The organism is Streptomyces peucetius (assembly GCF_025854275.1).
Taxonomy (GTDB): domain Bacteria; phylum Actinomycetota; class Actinomycetes; order Streptomycetales; family Streptomycetaceae; genus Streptomyces; species Streptomyces peucetius_A.
Window position 1 is genome coordinate 4,676,258 of record NZ_CP107567.1, and the last position, 25,162, is coordinate 4,701,419.

Annotated in this window: 20 protein-coding genes, 1 tRNA gene and 2 pseudogenes; 18 read left to right on the forward strand and 5 right to left on the reverse strand. The window is 68.1% G+C overall.

Going from position 1 to position 25,162, the window contains the following annotated elements:
• Nucleotides 1-28: 28 nt before the first annotated feature.
• From rpmG to OGH68_RS21640, 4 genes are all read left to right on the forward strand, one after another.
• The gene (gene rpmG, locus OGH68_RS21625) at nt 29-193 is read left to right on the forward strand and encodes a 50S ribosomal protein L33 (protein WP_003956487.1); all 165 of its coding nucleotides are present in this window, start codon (nt 29-31) and stop codon (nt 191-193) included.
• A gap of 119 nt (nt 194-312) precedes the next feature.
• Nucleotides 313-765 carry a MaoC family dehydratase N-terminal domain-containing protein gene (locus OGH68_RS21630; RefSeq protein ID WP_264246434.1) on the forward strand — a complete coding sequence of 151 codons (453 nt, stop codon included), beginning with the start codon at nt 313-315 and terminating at the stop codon, nt 763-765.
• Nucleotides 765-1,193: a MaoC family dehydratase gene (locus OGH68_RS21635; protein ID WP_264246436.1), complete on the forward strand. Its 429-nt coding sequence runs from the start codon at nt 765-767 to the stop codon at nt 1,191-1,193. Before OGH68_RS21630 ends, OGH68_RS21635 begins: the two co-directional genes overlap by 1 nt.
• Before the next feature lie 163 nt (nt 1,194-1,356).
• A complete protein-coding gene (locus OGH68_RS21640; RefSeq protein WP_264246437.1) occupies nt 1,357-2,412 on the forward strand; it encodes a UDP-N-acetylmuramate dehydrogenase in 1,056 nt (351 codons plus the stop codon).
• Between the two features lie 19 nt (nt 2,413-2,431).
• On the opposite strand, the pseudogene OGH68_RS21645 reads toward OGH68_RS21640, so the two are convergent.
• A pseudogene (locus OGH68_RS21645) lies at nt 2,432-2,692 on the reverse strand (NAD(P)H-binding protein); the annotation flags it as partial.
• Here OGH68_RS21645 and OGH68_RS21650 point away from each other — a divergent pair.
• Nucleotides 2,682-2,912, forward strand: a pseudogene (locus OGH68_RS21650) (TetR/AcrR family transcriptional regulator); the annotation flags it as partial. The pseudogenes OGH68_RS21645 and OGH68_RS21650 sit on opposite strands and share 11 nt — an antisense overlap.
• Before the next feature lie 9 nt (nt 2,913-2,921).
• Here the strand turns inward: OGH68_RS21650 and OGH68_RS21655 are convergent.
• Together OGH68_RS21655 and OGH68_RS21660 are read right to left on the reverse strand one after the other, a co-directional pair.
• The gene (locus tag OGH68_RS21655) at nt 2,922-3,950 is read right to left on the reverse strand and encodes an adenosine deaminase (RefSeq protein WP_264246440.1); all 1,029 of its coding nucleotides are present in this window, start codon (nt 3,948-3,950) and stop codon (nt 2,922-2,924) included.
• Between the two features lie 119 nt (nt 3,951-4,069).
• On the reverse strand, nt 4,070-5,296 hold the full coding sequence (locus OGH68_RS21660) for a pyridoxal phosphate-dependent aminotransferase (protein WP_264246442.1): 1,227 nt from the start codon (nt 5,294-5,296) through the stop codon (nt 4,070-4,072).
• 227 nt (nt 5,297-5,523) lie between these two features.
• On the opposite strand from OGH68_RS21660, the gene OGH68_RS21665 reads away from it, so the two are divergent.
• From OGH68_RS21665 to OGH68_RS21705, 9 genes are all read left to right on the forward strand, one after another.
• Nucleotides 5,524-5,596, forward strand: a tRNA-Trp gene (locus OGH68_RS21665).
• A gap of 105 nt (nt 5,597-5,701) precedes the next feature.
• Nucleotides 5,702-5,989 (forward strand): preprotein translocase subunit SecE, encoded by a 288-nt coding sequence (gene secE, locus OGH68_RS21670; protein WP_264246445.1) that lies wholly within the window; start codon nt 5,702-5,704, stop codon nt 5,987-5,989.
• 73 nt (nt 5,990-6,062) lie between these two features.
• Complete coding sequence (gene nusG, locus OGH68_RS21675; protein ID WP_264246447.1) at nt 6,063-6,938, forward strand: transcription termination/antitermination protein NusG; 876 nt, start codon at nt 6,063-6,065, stop codon at nt 6,936-6,938.
• A gap of 167 nt (nt 6,939-7,105) precedes the next feature.
• Complete coding sequence (gene rplK / locus OGH68_RS21680; protein WP_005313632.1) at nt 7,106-7,540, forward strand: 50S ribosomal protein L11; 435 nt, start codon at nt 7,106-7,108, stop codon at nt 7,538-7,540.
• A 103-nt stretch (nt 7,541-7,643) separates the two neighbouring features.
• Nucleotides 7,644-8,372, forward strand: a complete 729-nt coding sequence (gene rplA / locus OGH68_RS21685) for a 50S ribosomal protein L1 (RefSeq protein ID WP_100108591.1) — start codon at nt 7,644-7,646, stop codon at nt 8,370-8,372.
• A 1,077-nt stretch (nt 8,373-9,449) separates the two neighbouring features.
• A complete protein-coding gene (gene rplJ, locus OGH68_RS21690; RefSeq protein ID WP_264246449.1) occupies nt 9,450-9,980 on the forward strand; it encodes a 50S ribosomal protein L10 in 531 nt (176 codons plus the stop codon).
• Nucleotides 9,981-10,089: 109 nt separating this feature from the next.
• Nucleotides 10,090-10,473 carry a 50S ribosomal protein L7/L12 gene (gene rplL / locus OGH68_RS21695; protein ID WP_264246451.1) on the forward strand — a complete coding sequence of 128 codons (384 nt, stop codon included), beginning with the start codon at nt 10,090-10,092 and terminating at the stop codon, nt 10,471-10,473.
• 557 nt (nt 10,474-11,030) lie between these two features.
• Nucleotides 11,031-14,513: a DNA-directed RNA polymerase subunit beta gene (gene rpoB / locus OGH68_RS21700; RefSeq protein ID WP_264246452.1), complete on the forward strand. Its 3,483-nt coding sequence runs from the start codon at nt 11,031-11,033 to the stop codon at nt 14,511-14,513.
• 97 nt (nt 14,514-14,610) lie between these two features.
• A complete protein-coding gene (locus tag OGH68_RS21705) occupies nt 14,611-18,510 on the forward strand; it encodes a DNA-directed RNA polymerase subunit beta' (RefSeq protein WP_264246454.1) in 3,900 nt (1,299 codons plus the stop codon).
• Nucleotides 18,511-18,597: 87 nt separating this feature from the next.
• On the opposite strand, the gene OGH68_RS21710 is transcribed toward OGH68_RS21705, so the two are convergent.
• Both OGH68_RS21710 and OGH68_RS21715 read right to left on the reverse strand, forming a co-directional pair.
• Entirely contained in the window at nt 18,598-19,686 is a 1,089-nt protein-coding gene (locus tag OGH68_RS21710; protein WP_264246456.1) for a hypothetical protein, read from the reverse strand.
• Nucleotides 19,683-19,973, reverse strand: coding sequence for a hypothetical protein (locus OGH68_RS21715; RefSeq protein WP_264246457.1), 291 nt, complete (start codon nt 19,971-19,973; stop codon nt 19,683-19,685). Before OGH68_RS21715 ends, OGH68_RS21710 begins: the two co-directional genes overlap by 4 nt.
• 601 nt (nt 19,974-20,574) lie before the next feature.
• Between OGH68_RS21715 and rpsL the strand changes: the two genes are divergently transcribed.
• The 4 genes from rpsL to tuf all read left to right on the forward strand — a co-directional run bounded on the left by rpsL (nt 20,575) and on the right by tuf (nt 24,932).
• Nucleotides 20,575-20,946 carry a 30S ribosomal protein S12 gene (gene rpsL, locus OGH68_RS21720; RefSeq protein ID WP_003948652.1) on the forward strand — a complete coding sequence of 124 codons (372 nt, stop codon included), beginning with the start codon at nt 20,575-20,577 and terminating at the stop codon, nt 20,944-20,946.
• 2 nt (nt 20,947-20,948) lie between these two features.
• Nucleotides 20,949-21,419, forward strand: coding sequence for a 30S ribosomal protein S7 (rpsG, locus tag OGH68_RS21725; protein WP_006347241.1), 471 nt, complete (start codon nt 20,949-20,951; stop codon nt 21,417-21,419).
• 38 nt (nt 21,420-21,457) lie between these two features.
• Nucleotides 21,458-23,584, forward strand: coding sequence for an elongation factor G (gene fusA, locus OGH68_RS21730; RefSeq protein ID WP_264246458.1), 2,127 nt, complete (start codon nt 21,458-21,460; stop codon nt 23,582-23,584).
• 154 nt (nt 23,585-23,738) lie between these two features.
• Nucleotides 23,739-24,932: an elongation factor Tu gene (gene tuf, locus OGH68_RS21735; protein WP_100108599.1), complete on the forward strand. Its 1,194-nt coding sequence runs from the start codon at nt 23,739-23,741 to the stop codon at nt 24,930-24,932.
• Nucleotides 24,933-25,162 lie beyond the last annotated feature (230 nt).

Consider the following 25,162-nt stretch of genomic DNA (forward strand, 5'->3'; position numbering starts at 1 on the left):
GTCCATCGTCCGTCCAAGGAGCACTCACGTGGCTGCCACCGACGTCCGCCCGAAGATCACGCTGGCCTGCGTGGAGTGCAAGGAGCGGAACTACATCACCAAGAAGAACCGGCGTAACAACCCGGACCGTCTTGAGATGAAGAAGCACTGCCCGCGCTGCAACTCGCACACGGCGCACCGCGAAACTCGCTGAAACAGGCTCGTATACGAGGCCGTCCCCTTTGGGGGCGGCCTCGTGTCGTTTGTCGTGGGCAGTCGACCGTGCGCCCGCGGGCATTCACGTTGTGATCAATATCAGGAGGGAGCCAGTCCATGGCGCTCGACCAGTCGTTCGTGGGTCGGACCTATCCGCCCACCGCGCCGTACGAGGTGGGCCGGGAGAAGATCCGCGAGTTCGCCGAGGCGGTGGGGGACGATAATCCCGCCTACACCGACCGGGAGGCGGCCCGTGCGCTCGGTCACTCCGATGTGATCGCTCCTTTGACCTTTGCGTTCACGATCACCTTCAAGGCCGCCGAGCAGGTCGTCCACGACCCTCAGTTGGGGCTGGACTACAGCCGCGTGGTGCATGGCGACCAGAAGTTCGCCTACCGGCGGCCGCTGCGGGCGGGGGACCGGCTGACGGTCACCTCGACGATCGAGGCGATCAAGTCGCTCGCGGGCAACGACATCCTGGACGTCCGCGGCGACGTGCACGACGAGACCGGTGAACTCGTCGTGACCGCGTGGACGAAGCTGGTGGCGCGCGCCGCCGAGGAGGCGTGATGGCAGCGAAGATCTCTTACGCGGACGTCGAGGTGGGCACCGAACTGCCGGCGCAGAGCTTCCCCGTGACCCGGGCCACGCTCGTGCGGTACGCGGGCGCGTCCGGCGACTTCAATCCGATCCACTGGAACGAGAAGTTCGCCACCGAGGTCGGGCTTCCGGACGTGATCGCCCACGGCATGTTCACCATGGCGGAGGCGGCCCGTGTCGTGACCGACTGGGCCGGCGACCCGGGCGCGGTCGTCGAGTACGGGGTGCGCTTCACCAGGCCCGTGGTCGTCCCGAACGACGACAAGGGCGCACTGATCGAGGTCAGCGCCAAGGTCGCGGCGAAGCTGGACGACAACCGGGTCCGCGTGGACCTTGTCGTGACCAGCGCCGACCAGAAGGTGCTGGGCATGTCCCGCGCGGTGGTCCGGCTCGCCTGACGGGCATGGCGGACGGCATGAGGTAAGGGGCGCGCTTTCCAGGGAGGGGCGCCCCTTACACGTGCAACCGCAAGCGCAACCGCAACGTGGTCCGACCCGCCCGGCCGCTCACGGTCCGTGGCCCCGCCCGAGCGGCGGGGCCACGGACCGTACCCTTGTCCCCGTGCAGGAACTTCACGACGCCCCCCTCGCCCCCCTGACGACCTTCCGGCTCGGCGGCCCCGCGACCCGCCTCGTGGTGGCCACCACCGACGACGAGGTGGTCGCCGCCGTGCGCGAGGCGGACGAGGCCGGCACGCCGCTGCTGATCATCGGCGGCGGCAGCAACCTGGTCATCGGCGACAAGGGCTTCGACGGCACCGCGCTGCGTATCGCGACCCGCGGTTTCGAACTGAACGGGACCGGCCTGGAGCTGGCTGCCGGGGAGACCTGGACCGACGCCGTCGCCCGCACCGTCGAAGCCGGTCTCGGCGGCGTCGAGTGCCTCGCCGGCATCCCCGGCTCCGCGGGGGCGACCCCGATCCAGAACGTCGGCGCCTACGGCCAGGAGGTCGCCTCGACGATCACGGAGGTCGTCGCGTACGACCGCCGCAGCGGCGAAACGGTCGTCCTGCCGAACGTCGACTGCGGCTTCGCCTACCGGCACAGCCGTTTCAAGCAGGATCCGGAGCGTTATGTCGTGCTCCGCGTCCGCTTCGACCTGGAGGACGCGGGCGGGCTGTCCGCGCCCGTGAAGTACGCCGAGACCGCCCGTGCCCTCGGGATCGAGGTGGGCGAGCGCGTCCCGGTCGCGGCCGCCCGCGAGACCGTGCTCCGCCTGCGCGCGGGCAAGGGCATGGTCCTGGACGCCGACGACCACGACACCTGGTCCGCCGGGTCCTTCTTCACCAACCCGATCCTCACTGCGGCCGAGTACGAGACCTTCCTCACGCGGGTGCGCGACCGGCTCGGCGACGGGGTCGCCCCGCCCGCCTACCCCTCGGGCGATGGACGCACCAAGACCTCGGCCGCCTGGCTGATCGACAAGGCCGGCTTCACCAAGGGCTACGGCTCCGGGCCGGCCCGGATCTCGACCAAGCACACCCTGGCGCTCACCAACCGCGGCGAGGCCACCACCGAGGACCTGCTGGCCCTGGCCCGCGAGGTCGTGGCCGGGGTGCGCGACGCGTTCGGCGTGACGCTGGTCAACGAGCCGGTGACCGTCGGCGTCAGCCTGTAGCGCCGTCGGCGAAGAGCCTTCAGTACGCGACGCCGACGCCCTGCTTGAGGCTCGCCGGGTCATGGGTCATGGCCAGCATGGCGTGCGCGACGTCGGCTCGGCCGATCGCCCGCGCGCTGCGCGGATTTCCGCCGACGGCCGTGCGGTACTCGCCGGTCAGCGGCGTGTTCACCAGCTTCGGCGGCCGTACGGCGGTCCAGTCGGTCGCGCTGCGCGCCAGCTCGGCCTCCATGACCCGCAGATCGTCGTAGACGGGCTTCAGGACCGCCCCGACGACCGACCTCGACGCCTATCTGCGCACCGAACAGCAGGCCGGCCGCATCAGCCCCGGCGCCGACACCCACGCCGCCGCGTCGCTGCTGCTGGGCGCCTGTGCACAACGCGCCTTCGCCTACGAGATGGCTCCGGACCGCAAGCCGCCGCAGCCCCTCGACGACTTCGCGTCCGCCCTCGCGCGCACCCTGCTGCGCGGGATCTCGGCAGCCGACGGCCCGCGCTGACCGGGGCCTTCAGGCCGCTGGGCCGGCCAGCCAGTCGTCGACCCCGGCGAGCAGCTTCTCCTTGATGTCCTCGGGCGCCGCGGAACCCCGCACGGACTGGCGGGCCAGGTCCGCGAGCTCCGCGTCCGTGAAGCCGTGGTGCCGACGGGCCAGCTCGTACTGGGCCGCCAGCCGGGAGCCGAACAGCAGCGGGTCGTCGGCGCCGAGCGCCATCGGGACACCGGCCTGGTACAGGGTCCGCAGCGGCACGTCCTCCGGCTTCTCGTACACACCGAGCGCCACGTTCGACGCGGGGCACACCTCACAGGTGATGCCCTTCTCGGCGAGCTTGCGGAGCAGACGCGGGTCCTCCGCCGCCCGGACGCCGTGCCCGATGCGGGAGGCGCGCAGATCGTCCAGGCAGTCCCGTACGGACGCGGGGCCGGTCAGCTCGCCGCCGTGCGGTGCCGCCAGCAGCCCGCCCTCGCGTGCGATGGCGAACGCACGGTCGAAGTCGCGGGCCATGCCCCGCCGTTCGTCGTTGGACAGCCCGAAACCGACGATGCCCCGGTCCGCGTAGCGCACCGCGAGGCGGGCGAGGGTCCGGGCGTCCAGCGGATGCTTCATGCGGTTCGCCGCGACCAGGACGCGCATGCCGAGCCCCGTCTCCCGCGAAGCGGTGTCCACCGCGTCGAGGATGATCTCCAGCGCCGGGATCAGCCCGCCGAGCCGTGGTGCGTACGAGGTCGGGTCGACCTGGATCTCCAGCCAGCCCGAGCCGTCCCTGATGTCCTCCTCGGCCGCCTCGCGCACCAGCCGCTGGATGTCCTCGGGGTCGCGCAGGCAGGAGCGGGCCATGTCGTACAGCCGCTGGAAGCGGAACCAGCCGCGCTCGTCCGTGGCGCGCAGCTTCGGGGGCTCGCCTCCGGTGAGCGCCTCGGGGAGGTGCACACCGTGTTTGTCGGCGAGCTCCAGCAGGGTGGCGGGCCGCATCGACCCGGTGAAGTGCAGGTGCAGATGGGCTTTCGGCAGCAGGCTGACGTCTCGTTCGCGCTCCATTGAGTGATCCTGCCAAACGGCACCGGCCCGGGGCAGCCCTTTCCCCGATCGGGTTCTTGCCCGAACGCACAAACGGGCCCCCGGCCGGAGCCGGGGGCCCGTCGTGAACGGGGTCCGAATCAGTCGCGGGCCTCGGCCAGCAGCTTCTGGATCCGGGACACGCCCTCGACCAGGTCCTCGTCGCCGAGCGCGTAGGACAGGCGCAGGTAGCCCGGCGTGCCGAAGGCCTCGCCCGGGACGACCGCGACCTCGACCTCGTCGAGGATCAGGGCGGCGAGCTCCACGGAGGACTGCGGACGCTGTCCGCGGATCTCCTTGCCCAGCAGCCCCTTCACGGACGGGTACGCGTAGAACGCGCCCTCCGGCTCCGGGCACACGACGCCGTCGATGTCGTTGAGCATCCGCACGATCGTCTGACGCCGGCGGTCGAAGGCGGTGCGCATCTCGGCGACCGCGTCCAGGCTGCCGGAGACGGCGGCCAGCGCCGCGACCTGGGCCACGTTGGAGACGTTCGACGTGGCGTGCGACTGCAGGTTCGTCGCGGCCTTGACGACGTCCTTCGGGCCGATGATCCAGCCCACCCGCCAGCCGGTCATCGCGTAGGTCTTGGCGACACCGTTGACCACGACGCACTTCTCGCGCAGGGCCGGGACGAGCGCGGGCAGCGAGGTGAACTTCGCGTCGCCGTAGACGAGGTGCTCGTAGATCTCGTCGGTCATCACCCACAGGCCGTGCTCGGCGGCCCACTCGCCGATCGCGAGCGCGTCGGCCTCGCTGTAGACGGCGCCGGTCGGGTTGGACGGCGAGACGAAGAGGACGACCTTGGTCTTCTCCGTGCGCGCCGCCTCCAGCTGCTCGACGGAGACGCGGTAGCCCGTGGTCTCGTCGGCCACGACCTCGACGGGGACGCCGCCCGCGAGCCGGATCGACTCGGGGTAGGTGGTCCAGTACGGCGCCGGGACGATGACCTCGTCACCCGGGTCGAGGATGGCGGCGAACGCCTCGTAGATCGCCTGCTTGCCGCCGTTGGTCACCAGGATCTGGGCCGGGTCCACCTCGTAGCCGGAGTCGCGGAGGGTCTTCTCCGCGATGGCCTTCTTCAGCTCGGGCAGACCGCCGGCCGGCGTGTAGCGGTGGTACTTCGGGTTGCGGCAGGCCTCGACGGCGGCCTCGACGATGTAGTCGGGGGTGGGAAAGTCGGGTTCGCCGGCGCCGAAGCCGATCACCGGACGCCCGGCGGCCTTGAGGGCCTTGGCCTTGGCGTCGACGGCGAGGGTCGCGGACTCGGAGATCGCGCCGATGCGCGCGGAGACCCGGCGCTCGGTGGGAGGGGTTGCAGGGCTCATGCGGCCCATGGTCCCAGACGGCAATCGGAGGCGGCACACAGGTTTCGAGGAGCGGACAGAACCGGTCAACGGTGGCACCACGGGCCGGTCGGAAACGGACCGCGGGGCTTTGTGTTCGACGCCGCGCCTGGGAACACGTACACTCACTGGCTGTTGGCCCTCACCAGCCACGTCCGAGCCGGGCACTTAGTGCATCCGGGCGGATGCGGTAGGTTGGGGAACCACAAAGGGTCGTAGCTCAATTGGTAGAGCACTGGTCTCCAAAACCAGCGGTTGGGGGTTCAAGTCCCTCCGGCCCTGCTACACACTGCGCCAGACTGTGTGCGCATGCAGGTATTTCTATGCACAGCCGTGCGGCTCATCCGGACGCGGCACGGCCACGACCCGGGAATCAGGTGAGAGATCGTGACGGACGCCGTAGGCTCCATCGACATGCCTGATGCCGAGGACGAGAGCCCTGAGTCGAAGAAGAAGGCCCGCAAGGGCGGCAAGCGCGGCAAGAAGGGCCCGCTCGGTCGCCTCGGCCTCTTCTACCGCCAGATCGTCGCCGAGCTGCGCAAGGTCGTCTGGCCGACTCGTAGTCAGCTGACGACGTACACCACAGTGGTGATCATCTTCGTCGTGATCATGATCGGTATCGTGCTCGCGCTCGACTTCGGCTTCCAGGAAGCCGTCAAGTACGTCTTCGGCTGATCCGCGGAGGGCGCCGGACCCGGCGCCCCTTTCGCATGTTCCACCCATCTGTATCCAGGAAGAAGCAGCCACCGTGTCTGACCCGAACCTGAACGACGCCGACCGTTCCGGCGAGAGCTTCGAGTCCGCCGAGGACGAGCTCGACATCGTCGAGACGGCGGACGCCGTGGAGCCGGTCCAGGCCGAATCTGCCGACTCCGTGGCCGACGAGCCGGCCGAGGACGAGGAACCGCACGTCGAGAGCGTCGACGAGACCGGTGACGAGGCTGTCGAGTCCGCGGACGCCGACGCGCAGGAGCAGGAAGGGGCCGAGGAGGAGCCGGCGGCGCCGGTCGACCCGATCGCCGCTCTCCGCGACGAGCTCCGCGGCCTCCCGGGCGAGTGGTACGTGATCCACACCTACGCGGGCTACGAGAAGCGCGTGAAGGCCAACCTGGAACAGCGCGCCGTCTCGCTGAACGTCGAGGAGTTCATCTACCAGGCCGAGGTCCCCGAGGAAGAGATCGTCCAGATCAAGAACGGCGAGCGCAAGAACGTCCGGCAGAACAAGCTGCCCGGCTACGTGCTCGTCCGGATGGACCTGACGAACGAGTCCTGGGGCGTCGTCCGCAACACCCCCGGCGTCACCGGCTTCGTGGGCAACGCCTACGACCCGTACCCGCTGACCCTGGACGAGATCGTCAAGATGCTCGCCCCCGAGGCCGAGGAGAAGGCCGCCCGCGAGGCCGCCGAGGCCGAGGGCAAGCCGGCTCCGGCCCGCAAGGTCGAGGTCCAGGTGCTGGACTTCGAGGTCGGCGACTCGGTCACCGTCACCGACGGCCCGTTCGCGACGCTGCAGGCCACGATCAACGAGATCAACGCCGACTCGAAGAAGGTCAAGGGCCTCGTCGAGATCTTCGGCCGCGAGACCCCGGTCGAGCTCAGCTTCGACCAGATCCAGAAGAACTAGTTCCTTCTGGACCCAAGGCTTCCGAACAGGTCAGACCGCCTCTCGCAGGTTGTCTGACCTGCTCGGTTTTTGGCCGCGCATAGATACCCGTTATCGTTGTGCGGTATGCCTGCATCCGGATGATCGGATGGCAGGCGGAACACTCTCACTAGGACCCGGAGAGAGCAATGCCTCCCAAGAAGAAGAAGGTCACGGGGCTCATCAAGCTCCAGATCCAGGCCGGTGCGGCCAACCCGGCTCCGCCGGTCGGCCCCGCACTGGGTCAGCACGGCGTCAACATCATGGAGTTCTGCAAGGCCTACAACGCCGCGACCGAGTCGCAGCGTGGCATGGTCGTGCCGGTGGAGATCACGGTCTACGAGGACCGTTCCTTCACCTTCATCACCAAGACTCCGCCGGCCGCCAAGCTGATCCTCAAGGCCGCGGGTGTGGACAAGGGCTCCGGCGAGCCGCACAAGACCAAGGTCGCCAAGCTGACGGCTGCCCAGGTCCGCGAGATCGCCACGACGAAGCTCCCCGACCTGAACGCCAATGACCTCGACGCCGCGTCGAAGATCATTGCCGGCACCGCCCGTTCCATGGGCATCACGGTCGAGGGCTGACAGCCCCTTCGCGGCGTCCGATATCGAAGACGCCGCAGCCCCAGTGGTAGGACCAAGCGCTGGCCCGCACCACGACTCCACGCTCAACACATCAGGAGCAGAAGTGAAGCGCAGCAAGACTCTCCGCGCTGCGGACGCCAAGATCGACCGGGAGCGCAACTACGCCCCGCTCGAGGCCGTCCGTCTCGCCAAGGACACCGCAGCCACCAAGTTCGACGGCACCGTCGAGGTCGCCTTCCGTCTGGGCGTTGACCCGCGTAAGGCCGACCAGATGGTCCGTGGCACCGTCAACCTTCCGCACGGCACCGGCAAGACCGCCCGGGTCCTGGTCTTCGCGACCGGTGACCGTGCTGCGGCCGCGGAAGCCGCGGGCGCCGACATCGTCGGCTCCGACGAACTGATCGACGAGATCTCCAAGGGCAACCGCCTGAACGAGTTCGACGCGGTTGTAGCCACCCCGGACCTCATGGGCAAGGTCGGCCGCCTCGGCCGCGTGCTCGGTCCGCGTGGTCTGATGCCGAACCCGAAGACCGGCACCGTCACGATGGACGTCGCCAAGGCCGTCACCGAGATCAAGGGCGGCAAGATCGAGTTCCGCGTCGACAAGCACTCGAACCTGCACTTCATCATCGGCAAGGTCTCCTTCGACGAGACGAAGCTGGTCGAGAACTACGCGGCCGCGCTGGAGGAGATCCTCCGTCTGAAGCCGTCCGCCGCGAAGGGCCGCTACATCAAGAAGGCGACCCTGACCACGACGATGGGCCCCGGCATCCCGCTGGACTCCAACCGCACCCGCAACCTCCTCGTCGAGGAGGACCCGGCCGCGGTCTGAGACCGACGGTCAGGGCCCTGACGGGCTCGTGTGCTGTACGAGCGGCCCTCGCACCTCTGATGAGGCGCGGGGGCCGCTCCGTCGTCCCCCCGGCCCCGCTGCGCCCCCGTGCACGGGGGCCGGCAGGGCCCCCGGCCCGGCGCGGGCGCCGGCTCGCCGCGTCGTCGGCCGCTGCGGCCCCGTGCCGGCCGGCCCACCGGGGCCGGCGCGTCCGGGGCCCGAAGGCCCGTCGAGCGCGGAGGCGGCCACGAGCCCACCGCGCTGCTGGCCCGGTGCGGCCACTCGTCCGTTGTGCGGCCCGCCCCGGTGTGCCAGGGGTCCCAAATCCGCTGGCCCCTGTGCGGCTCGGCTCACCGCGCCGACGGCCCGGTGCGGCCCCGTGCCGGCCGTCCGCCGGGCCCGGTGCCTCACGGGTCCGAAGGCCCTTGTCCCGGTGCTTCAGGGCCGAAAGCCCGTCCAGCGCAGTGCGGCCCATGAGCCCGCTGCGCCGACGGCCCGGTGCGGTCAGTTGCCGTGGGGCGGCCGGTACCGGTGCGCCACAGGGCCCGGAAGGCCGTCGAGCCCGGTGCGGTCGACGGCCCGCCGCGCCGCGACCCGCTGCGTGCCCCCTCCGGCGGTCCGCCGGTAGCGGTGCCAGGGGCCCGAAGGGCCCCTGGCGCGCTGGGGCAACAGGGGCGGCTGGGGGTCCCGGTCCGGTGCGGCCGGCGGGGCCGGGACCGCCGGCAAGGGTCCGCTGCGCCTGCCAGGGGTTCGAGCCGGTGCGTCGGGGGGCGTGTGGGTGTCCGCGGGCCCGGCAGGGCCCCCGGGCGGGGCGTACGGGCGGATTTGCCTGGCGGCGATGCGTTCGCGTAGTCTTCCCCGGAAGCCAAAGACCGCTGGTCGTTGCCGTGCCCTCCTTCGGGGGTCCGGTGGCCGAAGGATCCGCTCAGCTGCGGACGACCCGCGCAGGTGCCTTGAGGAAGCGAGTTCCCGGAAGTGATTCCGGTCGAGCTGAGCCCCGTGCGCCTGCGCCGGGGCGTTTCGTTTTGTTCGGCCCCTTCTGAGCGGTCCTCATCACCCGGAAGGAGGCCGACGCTCATGGCAAGGCCCGACAAGGCTGCCGCGGTGGCCGAGCTGACGGAGTCGTTCCGCAGCTCGAACGCCGCCGTGCTGACCGAGTACCGGGGTCTCACCGTGGCTCAGCTCAAGGAGCTGCGCCGTTCGCTCGGTGAGAACGCCCAGTACGCCGTGGTGAAGAACACGCTGACCAAGATTGCGGCCAACGAGGCCGGGATCACCTCGCTCGACGACCAGTTCACTGGTCCGACGGCGGTTGCCTTCATCACCGGTGACCCGGTGGTGTCGGCGAAGGGTCTTCGTGACTTCGCCAAGGACAACCCGAACCTGATCATCAAGGGCGGTGTCCTTGATGGCAAGGCGCTGTCCGCCGATGAGATCAAGAAGCTTGCGGACCTCGAGTCCCGCGAGGTTCTGCTCGCCAAGCTGGCGGGCGCCATGAAGGGCAAGCAGTCCCAGACTGCCGCGCTCTTCCAGGCGCTTCCCTCGAAGTTCGTCCGCACCGCGGAGGCGCTTCGTGTCAAGCAGGCCGAGCAGGGCGGTGCCGAGTAATTCGGCTCGCGCATTGACCGCCGCCTGAGGCGACGGTCGCAGCGGGCCGAACGTACGCCCGCCTCACATGTACACACGGCACCTGCCGAATGAGTGGAAGGACGCCATCATGGCGAAGCTGTCCCAGGACGACCTGCTTGCGCAGTTCGAGGAGATGACCCTCATCGAGCTCTCCGAGTTCGTGAAGGCCTTCGAGGAGAAGTTCGACGTCACCGCCGCCGCCCCGGCCGCCGTCGCCGTCCAGGGTGGCGCCGCCGCCCCGGCCGAGGCCGCTGCCGAGCAGGACGAGTTCGACGTCATCCTCACCGGCGCCGGCGAGAAGAAGATCCAGGTCATCAAGGTCGTGCGTGAGCTGACCTCCCTGGGCCTGAAGGAGGCCAAGGACCTCGTCGACGGCACCCCGAAGCCGGTCCTCGAGAAGGTCGCCAAGGAGGCCGCGGACAAGGCTGCCGAGTCCCTCAAGGCCGCCGGCGCCTCCGTCGAGGTCAAGTGACTCGTCGGGGTCTGCTGACTCCCGCGCTGTAACGCGCACACGCTGAAGGGCGATCACCCAAGTGGGTGGTCGCCCTTCGGGGTTCCGGCGGAGGCTGCCTTGATCTTCCCGCCGCGGGGAGTATGGTGATCTTCGCCGTGCGCCCCTCACGGCGGCGGACGAGGACCCCTGAGCAGCAGCTCAGGGCAGGGGGCCTTGACGAACTGCACGCAGCGCGCAATTCTCAGGACGCGTCGTCACAACGATCCACGTTCCGAGGCATGGATCGACGACCGAACGGGCAGTATCGATGTGCGCCTCACGGCGCATGGGGTTCGCAGCGGAGATGAGAAAAACGAGGGTCTCGAGGGTCTCGAAAACCCGCACTGGACATCAGTGTGCCAAGTGGCTACACTGACCCTTTGCGCTGCCTGTTAGCTGCCCTCTGCCCGTCACCAGGGGCATGCCCGTGTTTGAGTATCGGATGAAGAACAGCCCTTAGCTGGGCTTTCTCCCTCCGTGCACAGCATGGGACCGGTACGCGCGTAGTGAGTCCGAGCCCTCGGAAGGACCCCCTCTTGGCCGCCTCGCGCAACGCCTCGACCGCGAATACGAACAACGGCGCCAGCACTGCCCCGCTGCGCATCTCCTTTGCAAAGATCAAGGAGCCCCTCGAGGTTCCGAACCTCCTTGCGCTGCAGACCGAGAGCTTTGACTGGCTGCTCGGTAATGCCGCATGGAAGGCTCGTGTCGAGGCGGCTCTCGAAAGCGGACAGGACGTCCCCACCAAGTCCGGTCTGGAGGAGATCTTCGAGGAGATCTCCCCGATCGAGGACTTCTCCGGGTCGATGTCGCTGACCTTCCGCGACCACCGCTTCGAGCCCCCGAAGAACTCGATCGACGAGTGCAAGGAGCGCGACTTCACGTACGCGGCCCCGCTCTTCGTCACCGCCGAGTTCACCAACAACGAGACCGGCGAGATCAAGTCCCAGACGGTCTTCATGGGCGACTTCCCGCTCATGACCAACAAGGGCACCTTCGTCATCAACGGCACCGAGCGTGTCGTCGTGTCGCAGCTGGTCCGCTCGCCGGGTGTCTACTTCGACTCCAACATCGACAAGACGTCCGACAAGGACATCTTCACGGCCAAGATCATCCCGTCCCGGGGTGCCTGGCTCGAGATGGAGATCGACAAGCGCGACATGGTCGGTGTCCGCATCGACCGCAAGCGCAAGCAGTCCGTCACCGTCCTCCTGAAGGCGCTCGGCTGGACCACCGAGCAGATCCTCGAGGAGTTCGGCGAGTACGAGTCGATGCGCGCCACCCTGGAGAAGGACCACACCCAGGGCCAGGACGACGCGCTGCTCGACATCTACCGCAAGCTGCGTCCGGGCGAGCCCCCGACGCGCGAGGCCGCTCAGACGCTGCTCGAGAACCTCTACTTCAACCCGAAGCGCTACGACCTCGCCAAGGTCGGCCGCTACAAGGTGAACAAGAAGCTCGGCGCGGACGAGCCGCTGGACGCCGGCGTGCTCACCACGGACGACGTCATCGCCACCATCAAGTACCTGGTCAAGCTGCACGCCGGCGAGACCGAGACGGTGGGCGAGTCCGGTACCCAGATCGTCGTCGAGACCGACGACATCGACCACTTCGGCAACCGTCGTCTGCGCAACGTCGGCGAGCTCATCCAGAACCAGGTCCGCACGGGTCTGGCTCGTATGGAGCGCGTCGTGCGCGAGCGCATGACGACCCAGGACGTCGAGGCGATCACGCCGCAGACGCTGATCAACATCCGGCCGGTCGTCGCCTCCATCAAGGAGTTCTTCGGCACCAGCCAGCTGTCGCAGTTCATGGACCAGAACAACCCGCTGTCGGGTCTCACCCACAAGCGCCGTCTGTCGGCTCTTGGCCCGGGTGGTCTCTCCCGTGAGCGGGCCGGCTTCGAGGTCCGTGACGTGCACCCGTCGCACTACGGCCGCATGTGCCCGATCGAGACCCCTGAAGGCCCGAACATCGGTCTGATCGGCTCGCTCGCGTCCTACGGCCGGGTCAACGCGTTCGGTTTCGTGGAGACCCCGTACCGCAAGGTCACCGACGGCCAGGTCACCGACGAGGTGGACTACCTGACCGCCGACGAGGAGGACCGCTTCGTCATCGCCCAGGCGAACGCCACCCTGAGCGACGAGCTGCGCTTCACCGAGGCCCGCGTGCTGGTCCGCCGTCGTGGCGGCGAGGTCGACTACGTCCCGCCGACCGAGGTCGACTACATGGACGTCTCGCCGCGCCAGATGGTGTCGGTCGCGACCGCCATGATCCCGTTCCTCGAGCACGACGACGCCAACCGTGCCCTCATGGGCGCGAACATGATGCGCCAGGCCGTTCCGCTCATCAAGGCGGAGGCCCCGCTCGTCGGCACCGGCATGGAGTACCGCTGTGCCACCGACGCCGGCGACGTCATCAAGGCGGAGAAGGACGGTGTCATCCAGGAGGTCTCGGCCGACTACGTCACCGTCACCAACGACGACGGCACGTACACCACGTACCGCATCGCCAAGTTCTCCCGCTCCAACCAGGGCACCTCGGTGAACCAGAAGGTCATCGTCTCCGAGGGCGACCGCGTCATCGAGGGCCAGGTCCTCGCCGACGGCCCCGCCACCGAGAACGGTGAGATGGCGCTCGGCAAGAACCTGCTCGTGGCGTTCATGCCGTGGGAGGGTCACAACTACGAGGACGCGATCATCCTGTCGCAGCGCCTCGTGCAGGACGACGTCCTCTCCTCGATCCACATCGAGGAGCACGAGGTCGACGCCCGTGACACCAAGCTCGGCCCCGAGGAGATCACCCGGGACATCCCGAACGTCTCCGAGGAGGTCCTCGCGGACCTCGACGAGCGCGGCATCATCCGTATCGGTGCCGAGGTCGTCGCCGGCGACATCCTGGTCGGCAAGGTCACGCCCAAGGGTGAGACCGAGCTGACCCCGGAGGAGCGCCTGCTCCGCGCGATCTTCGGTGAGAAGGCGCGCGAGGTCCGTGACACCTCGCTGAAGGTGCCGCACGGCGAGACCGGCAAGGTCATCGGTGTGCGCGTCTTCGACCGCGAGGAGGGCGACGAGCTTCCCCCGGGCGTCAACCAGCTGGTCCGCGTCTACGTGGCCCAGAAGCGCAAGATCACCGACGGTGACAAGCTCGCCGGCCGTCACGGCAACAAGGGCGTCATCTCGAAGATCCTGCCGATCGAGGACATGCCGTTCCTGGAGGACGGCACCCCGGTCGACATCATCCTCAACCCGCTGGGTGTCCCGTCCCGAATGAACCCGGGACAGGTCCTCGAGATCCACCTCGGCTGGCTCGCCAGCCAGGGCTGGAAGGTCGAGGGCAGCGAGGAGTGGATGCAGCGTCTGCAGGCCATCGGCGCCGACGAGGTCCAGCCCGGCACGAACGTCGCCACGCCGGTCTTCGACGGTGCGCGCGAGGACGAGATCGCCGGCCTCTTCGAGTCCACGATCCCGAACCGCGACGGCAACCGGATGGTTCAGCCGTCCGGCAAGGCCAACCTGTTCGACGGCCGCTCCGGCGAGCCGTTCCCGGACCCGATCTCGGTCGGGTACATGTACATCCTCAAGCTCCACCACCTGGTCGACGACAAGCTGCACGCCCGTTCGACCGGTCCGTACTCGATGATCACCCAGCAGCCGCTGGGTGGTAAGGCCCAGTTCGGTGGCCAGCGGTTCGGAGAGATGGAGGTGTGGGCACTCGAGGCATACGGAGCGGCCTACGCCCTCCAGGAGCTGCTGACCATCAAGTCCGACGACGTGACCGGTCGCGTGAAGGTCTACGAGGCCATCGTCAAGGGCGAGAACATCCCCGAGCCCGGCATTCCCGAGTCCTTCAAGGTGCTCATCAAGGAAATGCAGTCGCTCTGCCTCAACGTGGAGGTGCTCTCCTCGGACGGTATGTCCATCGAGATGCGCGACACCGACGAGGACGTCTTCCGCGCTGCGGAGGAGCTCGGTATCGACCTGTCCCGGCGCGAGCCGAGCAGCGTCGAAGAGGTCTGACGGGTCTGGCCGGGACCTCCCTGTGAGGTCCCGGCCCTGCCCCGGACCCCCTCAGACCATGATTGAGACACGACCCCGAAAGAGGGATTGACGCACAGTGCTCGACGTCAACTTCTTCGACGAGCTGCGGATCGGCCTGGCCACCGCGGACGACATCCGGACCTGGTCCCACGGCGAGGTCAAGAAGCCCGAGACCATCAACTACCGCACCCTGAAGCCCGAGAAGGACGGACTCTTCTGCGAGAAGATCTTCGGTCCGACCCGGGACTGGGAGTGCTACTGCGGCAAGTACAAGCGCGTCCGCTTCAAGGGCATCATTTGTGAGCGCTGTGGCGTCGAGGTCACGCGCGCCAAGGTGCGCCGTGAGCGGATGGGCCACATCGAGCTTGCCGCTCCCGTCACCCACATCTGGTACTTCAAGGGCGTCCCGTCGCGCCTTGGCTACCTGCTGGACCTGGCGCCGAAGGACCTCGAGAAGGTCATCTACTTCGCCGCTTACATGATCACGTTCGTGGACGAGGAGCGCCGCACGCGCGACCTGCCGTCGCTGGAGGCCCACGTCTCCGTCGAGCGCCAGCAGATCGAGAACCGCCGCGACGCCGACCTCGAGGCCCGCGCCAAGAAGCTCGAGACGGACCTCGCCGAGCTCGAGGCCGAGGGTGCCAAGGCCGACGTGCGCCGCAAGGTGCGCGAGGGCGCCGAGCGTGAGATGAAGCAGCTGCGCGACCGTGCCCAGCGCGAGATCGACCGTCTCGACGAGGTGTGGAACCGCTTCAAGAACCTCAAGGTCCAGGACCTCGAGGGCGACGAGCTGCTCTACCGCGAGCTGCGTGACCGTTTCGGCACGTACTTCGACGGCTCGATGGGTGCCGCGGCGCTGCAGAAGCGCCTGGAGTCCTTCGACCTCGACGAGGAGGCCGAGCGTCTCCGCGAGATCATCCGCACCGGCAAGGGCCAGAAGAAGACCCGTGCGCTCAAGCGCCTCAAGGTCGTCTCCGCGTTCCTGCAGACCAGCAACAGCCCCAAGGGCATGGTGCTCGACTGCGTGCCGGTCATCCCGCCGGACCTGCGTCCGATGGTGCAGCTCGACGGTGGCCGCTTCGCGACCTCCGACCTGAACGACCTGTACCGCCGCGTGATCAACCGCAACAACCGTCTGAAGCGTCTGCTCGACCTCGGTGCCCCCGAGATCATCGTGAACAACGAGAAGCGGATGCTCCAGGAGGCGGTCGACGCCCTCTTCGACAACGGCCGTCGTGGTCGCCCGGTCACGGGCCCCGGCAACCGTCCGCTGAAGTCCCTCAGCGACATGCTGAAGGGCAAGCAGGGCCGCTTCCGTCAGAACCTGCTCGGTAAGCGAGTCGACTACTCGGCGCGTTCCGTCATCGTCGTCGGCCCGCAGCTGAAGCTGCACCAGTGCGGTCTGCCCAAGGCCATGGCGCTGGAGCTCTTCAAGCCGTTCGTGATGAAGCGCCTGGTCGACCTGAACCACGCGCAGAACATCAAGTCGGCCAAGCGCATGGTCGAGCGTGGCCGCACCGTGGTGTACGACGTCCTCGAAGAGGTCATCGCCGAGCACCCGGTGCTGCTGAACCGTGCGCCCACGCTGCACCGACTCGGCATCCAGGCCTTCGAGCCGCAGCTGGTCGAGGGCAAGGCCATCCAGATCCACCCGCTCGTCTGCACCGCGTTCAACGCGGACTTCGACGGTGACCAGATGGCCGTGCACCTGCCGCTGTCCGCGGAGGCGCAGGCCGAGGCCCGCATCCTGATGCTGTCCTCGAACAACATCCTCAAGCCGGCCGACGGCCGTCCCGTCACCATGCCGACGCAGGACATGGTGCTGGGCCTTTTCTTCCTGACCACGGACGAGGAGGAGCGCAAGGTCATCGGTGAGGGCCGGTCCTTCGGCTCCACCGCCGAGGCGATCATGGCGTTCGACGCCCGGGAGCTCTCGCTCCAGGCGAAGATCGACATCCGCTTCCCGGTCGGCACCATCCCGCCGCGCGGCTGGACGTCGCCGGTGCGGGAGGAGGGCGAGCCCGAGTGGCAGCAGGGGGACTCGTTCCGTCTGCGCACCACCCTGGGCCGCGCGCTCTTCAACGAGCTGCTGCCCGAGGACTACCCGTTCGTCGACTACTCGGTGGGCAAGAAGCAGCTCTCCGAGATCGTCAACGACCTCGCCGAGCGCTACCCCAAGGTCATCGTGGCGGCGACGCTCGACAACCTGAAGGCGGCCGGCTTCTACTGGGCGACCCGTTCCGGTGTCACCGTGGCCATCTCCGACGTCGTCGTTCCCGAGGCGAAGAAGGCGATCGTCAAGGGTTACGAGGAGCAGGACGAGAAGGTCCAGAAGCAGTACGAGCGCGGTCTGATCACCAAGGACGAGCGCACGCAGGAGCTCATCGCGATCTGGACCAAGGCGACCAACGAGGTTGCCGAGGCCATGAACGAGAACTTCCCGAAGACCAACCCCATCTTCATGATGGTCAACTCGGGTGCTCGTGGAAACATGATGCAGATGCGTCAGATCGCCGGTATGCGTGGTCTGGTGTCCAACGCCAAGAACGAGACCATCCCGCGTCCGATCAAGGCGTCCTTCCGCGAGGGTCTGTCCGTGCTGGAGTACTTCATCTCCACGCACGGTGCCCGTAAGGGTCTGGCGGACACCGCCCTGCGTACGGCCGACTCGGGTTACCTCACCCGTCGTCTGGTCGACGTCTCGCAGGACGTCATCATCCGCGAGGAGGACTGCGGCACCGACCGCGGCCTCAAGCTCAAGATCGCGGAGCGTGGCGCCGACGGCACCCTGCGCAAGACCGAGGACGTCGAGACCTCCGTCTACGCCCGGATGCTCGCCGAGGACGTCGTCGTCGACGGCAAGGTCATCGCGCCTGCCAACGTCGACCTCGGTGACGTGCTCATCGACGCGCTGGTCGCGGCCGGTGTGGAGGAAGTCAAGACCCGCTCGGTCCTGACCTGTGAGTCCGCGGTCGGCACCTGTGCCTACTGCTACGGCCGTTCGCTCGCGACCGGCAAGCTGGTCGACATCGGTGAGGCGGTCGGCATCATCGCCGCCCAGTCCATCGGTGAGCCCGGCACGCAGCTGACGATGCGTACCTTCCACACCGGTGGTGTGGCCGGCGACGACATCACCCAGGGTCTGCCCCGTGTCGTCGAGCTCTTCGAGGCTCGTACGCCCAAGGGTGTCGCCCCGATCTCGGAGGCGGCCGGCCGCGTCCGTATCGAGGAGACCGAGAAGACCAAGAAGATCGTCGTCACCCCGGACGACGGCAGCGACGAGACGGCGTTCCCGATCTCGAAGCGTGCCCGTCTTCTGGTCGGCGAGGGCGACCACGTCCAGGTGGGCCAGAAGCTCACCGTGGGTGCCACCAACCCGCACGACGTGCTGCGGATCCTCGGTCAGCGCGCGGTCCAGGTCCACCTGGTCGGCGAGGTCCAGAAGGTCTACAACTCGCAGGGTGTGTCGATCCACGACAAGCACATCGAGATCATCATCCGGCAGATGCTGCGCCGTGTGACGATCATCGAGTCCGGCGACGCCGAGCTGCTGCCCGGCGAGCTGGTCGAGCGGTCGAAGTTCGAGACCGAGAACCGTCGTGTGGTCACCGAGGGCGGTCACCCCGCCTCCGGCCGTCCGCAGCTGATGGGTATCACCAAGGCCTCGCTGGCGACCGAGTCGTGGCTGTCGGCGGCGTCCTTCCAGGAGACGACCAGGGTCCTCACGGACGCGGCGATCAACGCCAAGTCCGACTCCCTGATCGGTCTCAAGGAGAACGTCATCATCGGTAAGCTCATCCCGGCCGGTACGGGCCTGTCCCGCTACCGCAACATCCGTGTCGAGCCGACCGAGGAGGCCAAGGCCGCGATGTACTCGGCCGTCGGCTACGACGACATCGACTACTCGCCGTTCGGCACGGGCTCCGGCCAGGCCGTTCCGCTGGAGGACTACGACTACGGTCCGTACAACCAGTAGAAGCGCGTGAGGAAGGGCGGTCACCCCATCGGGGTGGCCGCCCTTCCGCGTTCCCGCGCTCCGGACGTGCTTCCGCGACGCGGGTTCTCAGGTCCCGGAGACGGTCACGGACCAGGCGTCGTCGCTGTCGACGAAGACGGCGCCGATGCCGTGCAGGCCGAGCCGGAGAGACGACCGGCCCTCGCCCTCGGCGATCAGACGGCCGGCCCGGGGGTCATGGGCGTGGGGCTCACGGATGGCGAAATCCCCGTCGCCCCGGTGCTCGAACGTGGCCAGGCGGTGCCCGGCGCGGTTCAACAGCACCTCCGAGGCGTCACCGTGCACCGTGCCGTCGAGCGCGCGTGCCTGCCGGGCCGGGAGCAGGGCGGCCCGCCATGGTCCGTCCGTGCTGATCTCGATGGTGACGGCGCCTTCGACGGGCGCGGCCGGAGCGGGCACACGGACCAGGGCCGGGCCGTGCTCGCGGGAGGCCAGCTTCACGGCCCGCCGGCCGCGGCGGCCGACTCTGGCACACACCAGGAAACCGCTGGGGGAGCTGCCCTCGAACGCGAGGAGACACTTTCCGGTCCAGCCCTCGGGCCGGGGCATCCGCACGGTGGCCGAGCCACTGCCACGGCTCCAGAGGGCCGGGTCGTTCTCCCGCTCCCGGTCGTCGCCGTCGCCGGCGGACAGCCGCTTCAGGGCCCCGTGCCCACGGGCGAGGATCTGCGGCACCAGACCCGGCTCCGCGCGTTTCGCCTCCTCGTAGACGTCGAGTGCGATCTGCCAGTCGGCGGCGTGGACGCCGCCGTCGAGGGGGCGGCGCGCGAGCAGCTCCCCGTACCGGGTGACGGCCTGTTCGGCGGCCCGGTGCCCGGACAGGGGCGGCGCCGGTGGCAGCGCGTGGCCGGGCGTTGCCGCCACGGTGCGCGGCCGTCGCGGGGTGCTCGCCCGCTCGCGCAGCCGGCGCAGACGGAGGGAGAGAGCGACGCCGGAGCCGAGCAGCAGCGCACAGAAGAGCACCGGGGCGGCGGCGGTGCCGCCCGCCGCCGCGGCCAGCACCGCCAGGGCCAGTACGAAGCAGACCAGGTGCGTCACGACCGTACGGACGAAGACCGTGGTGCTCACGCCCGGCGGCGGGCGCCACGAGCCGGCGGGGTCGAGGCCGGCGGCGGGAGACGACGGGCGCGGGCTCATGACGTCTCCCGGGGCTGGGGCTGTCCGAGGAGCGCGAGATGGACCCGGCGCAGCGCGCGTGCCCCCACCGCGAGCACCGGTGGAACGTCGGCGGGAGGGAGAGTGTGGGCGAGGGCGAGCACGTCCACGACGACGGCGTAGTCGTCGACGACGGCCTGCGGTACGCCCGGCGCGCTCACGGCGGCGGCGTAGCCGCCGGCCACGTCTGCGTATTCCATGATGGTCAGGCGCACGTCGACGGTGGTGTCGTCGAGGTCGTGGGCGTTTCGGGCTCGGTGGTCGGTCACGGCGGACCTCCTCGTACCGGACGGTTCGGCTGACCGCATTGTCCGGGCGGGCACGTGCCGGGGTCAGGGCGTACGGGGAGCCGTCTTGAGTGCCGTCCTGTTGCCGACTTCCGGCAATGAGAGGGCTCCCGGCAGCTGCGGCCGGCCGTGCCCAGCGCCACGCCCGGCGTCGTTACGGATTCCCCGGGGCCCAGGCGCGCCGACCGCCGCCGTGCCCTGCCGGCCCTTCCCCGTCCTGCCGGCCGTGCCGTGTGTCACGCTGTGCCCGGTCCCGTGCCGCACCGCGGCCCTCGGCCGCGTCTGCCGCGGTGCGTGAGCCCTGCGGGAGCCCGGCTCGGGCGCAGGTCGTGCGGGACGTCCCGCGTGTGGGCATTTGTTTTGACCGGAGTCCATGCGATAGGTACGCTCAGACCTTGTGCCTGGGGTGTGCCTGGGCTCGTGTGCGTGTCTTCAACCGCATCGCGAGTCAGATATCGGCCACCGCAATCTGCGTTGCTTCCACCTGCTCGGTGGAGGTCTGCAGTATTCGACACACCCGACCGCGTGGGTCGGCGGTGTTTCAGGTTAGCTTCACTGACGGCACACAGAAACCGGAGAAGTAGTGCCTACGATCCAGCAGCTGGTCCGTAAGGGCCGGCAGGACAAGGTCGAGAAGAACAAGACGCCCGCACTCGAGGGTTCCCCTCAGCGCCGCGGCGTCTGCACGCGTGTGTTCACGACCACCCCGAAGAAGCCGAACTCGGCCCTGCGTAAGGTCGCGCGTGTGCGTCTGACCTCCGGCATCGAGGTCACGGCCTACATCCCGGGTGAGGGACACAACCTGCAGGAGCACTCCATCGTGCTCGTGCGTGGTGGCCGTGTGAAGGACCTGCCGGGTGTTCGTTACAAGATCATCCGCGGCTCGCTCGACACCCAGGGTGTCAAGAACCGCAAGCAGGCCCGCAGCCGCTACGGCGCCAAGAAGGAGAAGTAAGAATGCCTCGTAAGGGCCCCGCCCCGAAGCGCCCGGTCATCATCGACCCGGTTTACGGTTCTCCTCTGGTGACCTCGCTCATCAACAAGATTCTGCTCAACGGCAAGCGTTCTACCGCTGAGCGCATCGTCTACGGCGCCATGGAAGGCCTCCGCGAGAAGACCGGCGCCGACCCGGTCATCACGCTGAAGCGTGCCCTCGAGAACGTCAAGCCGTCCCTCGAGGTCAAGTCCCGCCGTGTCGGTGGTGCCACCTACCAGGTGCCGATCGAGGTCAAGCCCGGTCGCGCCTCCACTCTCGCGCTCCGCTGGGTCGTGGGTTACTCCCGCGCCCGCCGTGAGAAGACCATGACCGAGCGCCTCATGAACGAACTGCTGGACGCCTCCAACGGCCTCGGCGCTTCGGTCAAGAAGCGTGAGGACACGCACAAGATGGCCGAGTCCAACAAGGCCTTCGCGCACTACCGCTGGTAGTCGCTACCCACATCGAGACCGAGAGAAGATTGAGCCTTATGGCCACCACTTCGCTTGACCTGGCCAAGGTCCGCAACATCGGGATCATGGCCCACATCGACGCGGGCAAGACGACGACCACCGAGCGCATCCTGTTCTACACCGGTGTGAGCTACAAGATCGGTGAGGTCCACGACGGCGCTGCCACGATGGACTGGATGGAGCAGGAGCAGGAGCGCGGCATCACGATCACGTCGGCCGCGACGACCTGTCACTGGCCGCTCGAGGACGTCGATCACACGATCAACATCATCGACACCCCGGGTCACGTCGACTTCACGGTCGAGGTGGAGCGTTCGCTCCGCGTCCTCGACGGTGCTGTCACCGTGTTCGACGGTGTCGCGGGTGTCGAGCCGCAGTCCGAGACCGTCTGGCGTCAGGCGGACCGCTACGGCGTGCCGCGTATCTGCTTCGTCAACAAGCTCGACCGCACCGGTGCCGAGTTCCACCGCTGTGTCGACATGATCGTGGACCGCCTCGGCGCGACCCCGATCGTGATGCAGCTCCCGATCGGTGCCGAGGCCGACTTCAAGGGCGTCGTCGACCTCGTTCGTATGAAGGCTCTTGTCTGGTCCGCCGAGGCCACCAAGGGTGAGATGTACGACGTCGTCGACATCCCGGCCACGCACACCGAGGCTGCCGAGGAGTACCGCGGCAAGCTCGTCGAGACGGTCGCCGAGAACGACGAAGAGATCATGGAGCTGTACCTCGAGGGCCAGGAGCCCACCGAGGAGCAGCTGTACGCCGCGATCCGTCGTATCACCATCGCCTCCGGCAAGGGCGGCGACACCACGGTCACCCCGGTGTTCTGTGGTACCGCGTTCAAGAACAAGGGCGTTCAGCCCCTGCTCGACGCCGTTGTGCGCTACCTCCCCTCCCCCCTGGACGTCGAGGCCATCGAGGGCCACGACGTCAAGGACCCGGAGACGGTCGTCTCGCGCAAGCCGTCCGAGAGCGAGCCGCTGTCGGCCCTCGCGTTCAAGATCGCGAGCGACCCGCACCTCGGCAAGCTCACCTTCATCCGGGTCTACTCGGGTCGCCTGGAGGCCGGCACCTCGGTGCTGAACTCCGTCAAGGGCAAGAAGGAGCGCATCGGCAAGATCTACCGCATGCACGCGAACAAGCGTGAGGAGATCGACTCGGTGGGCGCCGGCGACATCGTCGCCGTCATGGGCCTGAAGCAGACCACCACCGGTGAGACCCTGTGCGACGAGAAGAACCCGGTGATCCTGGAGTCCATGGACTTCCCGGCGCCGGTCATCCAGGTCGCGATCGAGCCCAAGTCCAAGGGTGACCAGGAGAAGCTGGGTGTCGCCATCCAGCGTCTCGCGGAGGAGGACCCCTCCTTCCAGGTTCACTCGGACGAGGAGACCGGCCAGACCATCATCGGTGGTATGGGCGAGCTTCACCTCGACGTCCTCGTCGACCGTATGCGCCGCGAGTTCAAGGTCGAGGCGAACGTCGGCAAGCCGCAGGTCGCGTACCGTGAGACGATCCGCAAGACCGTCGAGCGTCACGACTACACGCACAAGAAGCAGACCGGTGGTACCGGTCAGTTCGCCAAGGTGCAGATTGCGATCGAGCCGATCGAGGGCGGCGACGCCTCGTACGAGTTCGTGAACAAGGTCACCGGTGGCCGCATCCCCAAGGAGTACATCCCTTCGGTGGACGCGGGTGCGCAGGAGGCCATGCAGTTCGGCATCCTGGCCGGCTACGAGATGACGGGCGTCCGCGTCATTCTTCTCGACGGTGGCTACCACGAGGTCGACTCCTCCGAGCTCGCGTTCAAGATCGCCGGTTCGCAGGCCTTCAAGGAGGCCGCGCGCAAGGCTTCGCCCGTGCTGCTCGAGCCGATGATGTCCGTCGAGGTCACCACGCCCGAGGACTACATGGGTGAGGTCATCGGCGACATCAACTCCCGCCGTGGCCAGATCCAGGCCATGGAGGAGCGCAGCGGCGCTCGCGTCGTGAAGGGCCTCGTGCCCCTCTCGGAGATGTTCGGCTACGTCGGAGACCTCCGCAGCAAGACCTCGGGTCGCGCAAGCTACTCGATGCAGTTCGACTCCTACGCCGAGGTTCCCCGGAACGTCGCCGAGGAGATCATCGCGAAGGCCAAGGGCGAGTAACTCACCCGAGTTCACGCTTTAGGCTTGTCACCGGAGCCTGCTGGGGCATTTCCTCCGACATCACGGAGGGAATGCCCCGGGCCCCGGCATCCCAGCAAAGATCACCTGGCGCCGATGAGTAAGGCGTACAGAACCACTCCACAGGAGGACCCCAGTGGCGAAGGCGAAGTTCGAGCGGACTAAGCCGCACGTCAACATCGGCACCATCGGTCACATCGACCACGGTAAGACGACCCTCACGGCCGCCATTACCAAGGTGCTGCATGACGCGTACCCGGACCTGAACGAGGCCTCGGCCTTCGACCAGATCGACAAGGCTCCTGAGGAGCGCCAGCGCGGTATCACCATCTCCATCGCGCACGTCGAGTACCAGACCGAGTCGCGTCACTACGCGCACGTCGACTGCCCCGGTCACGCGGACTACATCAAGAACATGATCACGGGTGCGGCGCAGATGGACGGCGCCATCCTCGTGGTCGCCGCCACCGACGGCCCGATGCCGCAGACCAAGGAGCACGTGCTCCTGGCCCGCCAGGTCGGCGTTCCGTACATCGTCGTCGCCCTGAACAAGGCCGACATGGTGGACGACGAGGAGATCCTGGAGCTCGTCGAGCTCGAGGTGCGTGAGCTCCTCTCCGAGTACGAGTTCCCGGGCGACGACCTTCCGGTCGTCAAGGTCTCGGCGCTCAAGGCGCTCGAGGGCGACGCCGAGTGGGGCCAGACCGTCCTCGACCTGATGAAGGCCGTCGACGAGTCGATCCCGCAGCCCGAGCGTGACGTCGACAAGCCGTTCCTGATGCCGATCGAGGACGTCTTCACGATCACCGGTCGTGGAACCGTCGTCACCGGTCGTATCGAGCGTGGTGTCCTGAAGGTCAACGAGACCGTCGACATCGTCGGTATCAAGACCGAGAAGACCACCACCACGGTCACCGGCATCGAGATGTTCCGCAAGCTGCTCGACGAGGGCCAGGCCGGTGAGAACGTCGGTCTGCTCCTCCGTGGCATCAAGCGCGAGGACGTCGAGCGCGGCCAGGTCATCATCAAGCCCGGTTCGGTCACGCCGCACACCGAGTTCGAGGCCCAGGCCTACATCCTGTCGAAGGACGAGGGTGGCCGTCACACCCCCTTCTTCAACAACTACCGCCCGCAGTTCTACTTCCGTACCACGGACGTGACCGGCGTCGTGACCCTCCCCGAGGGCACCGAGATGGTCATGCCGGGCGACAACACCACCATGTCCGTCCAGCTGATCCAGCCGGTCGCCATGGAGGAGGGCCTCAAGTTCGCCATCCGTGAGGGTGGCCGGACCGTGGGCGCCGGCCAGGTCACCAAGATCAACAAGTAATTGTTGCTCTGATCGACCTGTGCCGCTCCGGACGGAGCGTCATCTGAGGGCCCCCGGCCCGCCGTTCTTCGGCGGGCCGGGGGCCCTCGCCGTTGTGCCGCAGGGCCGCGGTCCGCGTGTGTTCACGTTCCCTTCCAGCCGTGCTCAGGCTTGATTCACCCCACCCCGGTCACGGGTGTGTCAGTGGCTGCCCGTAGCATTCGCCGGGTCAGCTGTGACATGTCCACTAA

Excerpts from the sequence above, each read along its gene's own strand:
- OGH68_RS21630 (WP_264246434.1), top strand. The coding sequence starts at position 313 with ATGGCGCTCGACCAGTCGTTCGTGGGTCGGACCTATCCGCCCACCGCG.
- OGH68_RS21635 (WP_264246436.1), top strand. The coding sequence starts at position 765 with ATGGCAGCGAAGATCTCTTACGCGGACGTCGAGGTGGGCACCGAACTG.
- OGH68_RS21655 (WP_264246440.1), bottom strand. The coding sequence starts at position 3,950 with ATGGAGCGCGAACGAGACGTCAGCCTGCTGCCGAAAGCCCATCTGCAC.
- OGH68_RS21660 (WP_264246442.1), bottom strand. The coding sequence starts at position 5,296 with ATGAGCCCTGCAACCCCTCCCACCGAGCGCCGGGTCTCCGCGCGCATC.
- rplK (WP_005313632.1), top strand. The coding sequence starts at position 7,106 with ATGCCTCCCAAGAAGAAGAAGGTCACGGGGCTCATCAAGCTCCAGATC.
- rplJ (WP_264246449.1), top strand. The coding sequence starts at position 9,450 with ATGGCAAGGCCCGACAAGGCTGCCGCGGTGGCCGAGCTGACGGAGTCG.
- rplL (WP_264246451.1), top strand. The coding sequence starts at position 10,090 with ATGGCGAAGCTGTCCCAGGACGACCTGCTTGCGCAGTTCGAGGAGATG.
- OGH68_RS21710 (WP_264246456.1), bottom strand. The coding sequence starts at position 19,686 with ATGAGCCCGCGCCCGTCGTCTCCCGCCGCCGGCCTCGACCCCGCCGGC.
- rpsG (WP_006347241.1), top strand. The coding sequence starts at position 20,949 with ATGCCTCGTAAGGGCCCCGCCCCGAAGCGCCCGGTCATCATCGACCCG.
- fusA (WP_264246458.1), top strand. The coding sequence starts at position 21,458 with ATGGCCACCACTTCGCTTGACCTGGCCAAGGTCCGCAACATCGGGATC.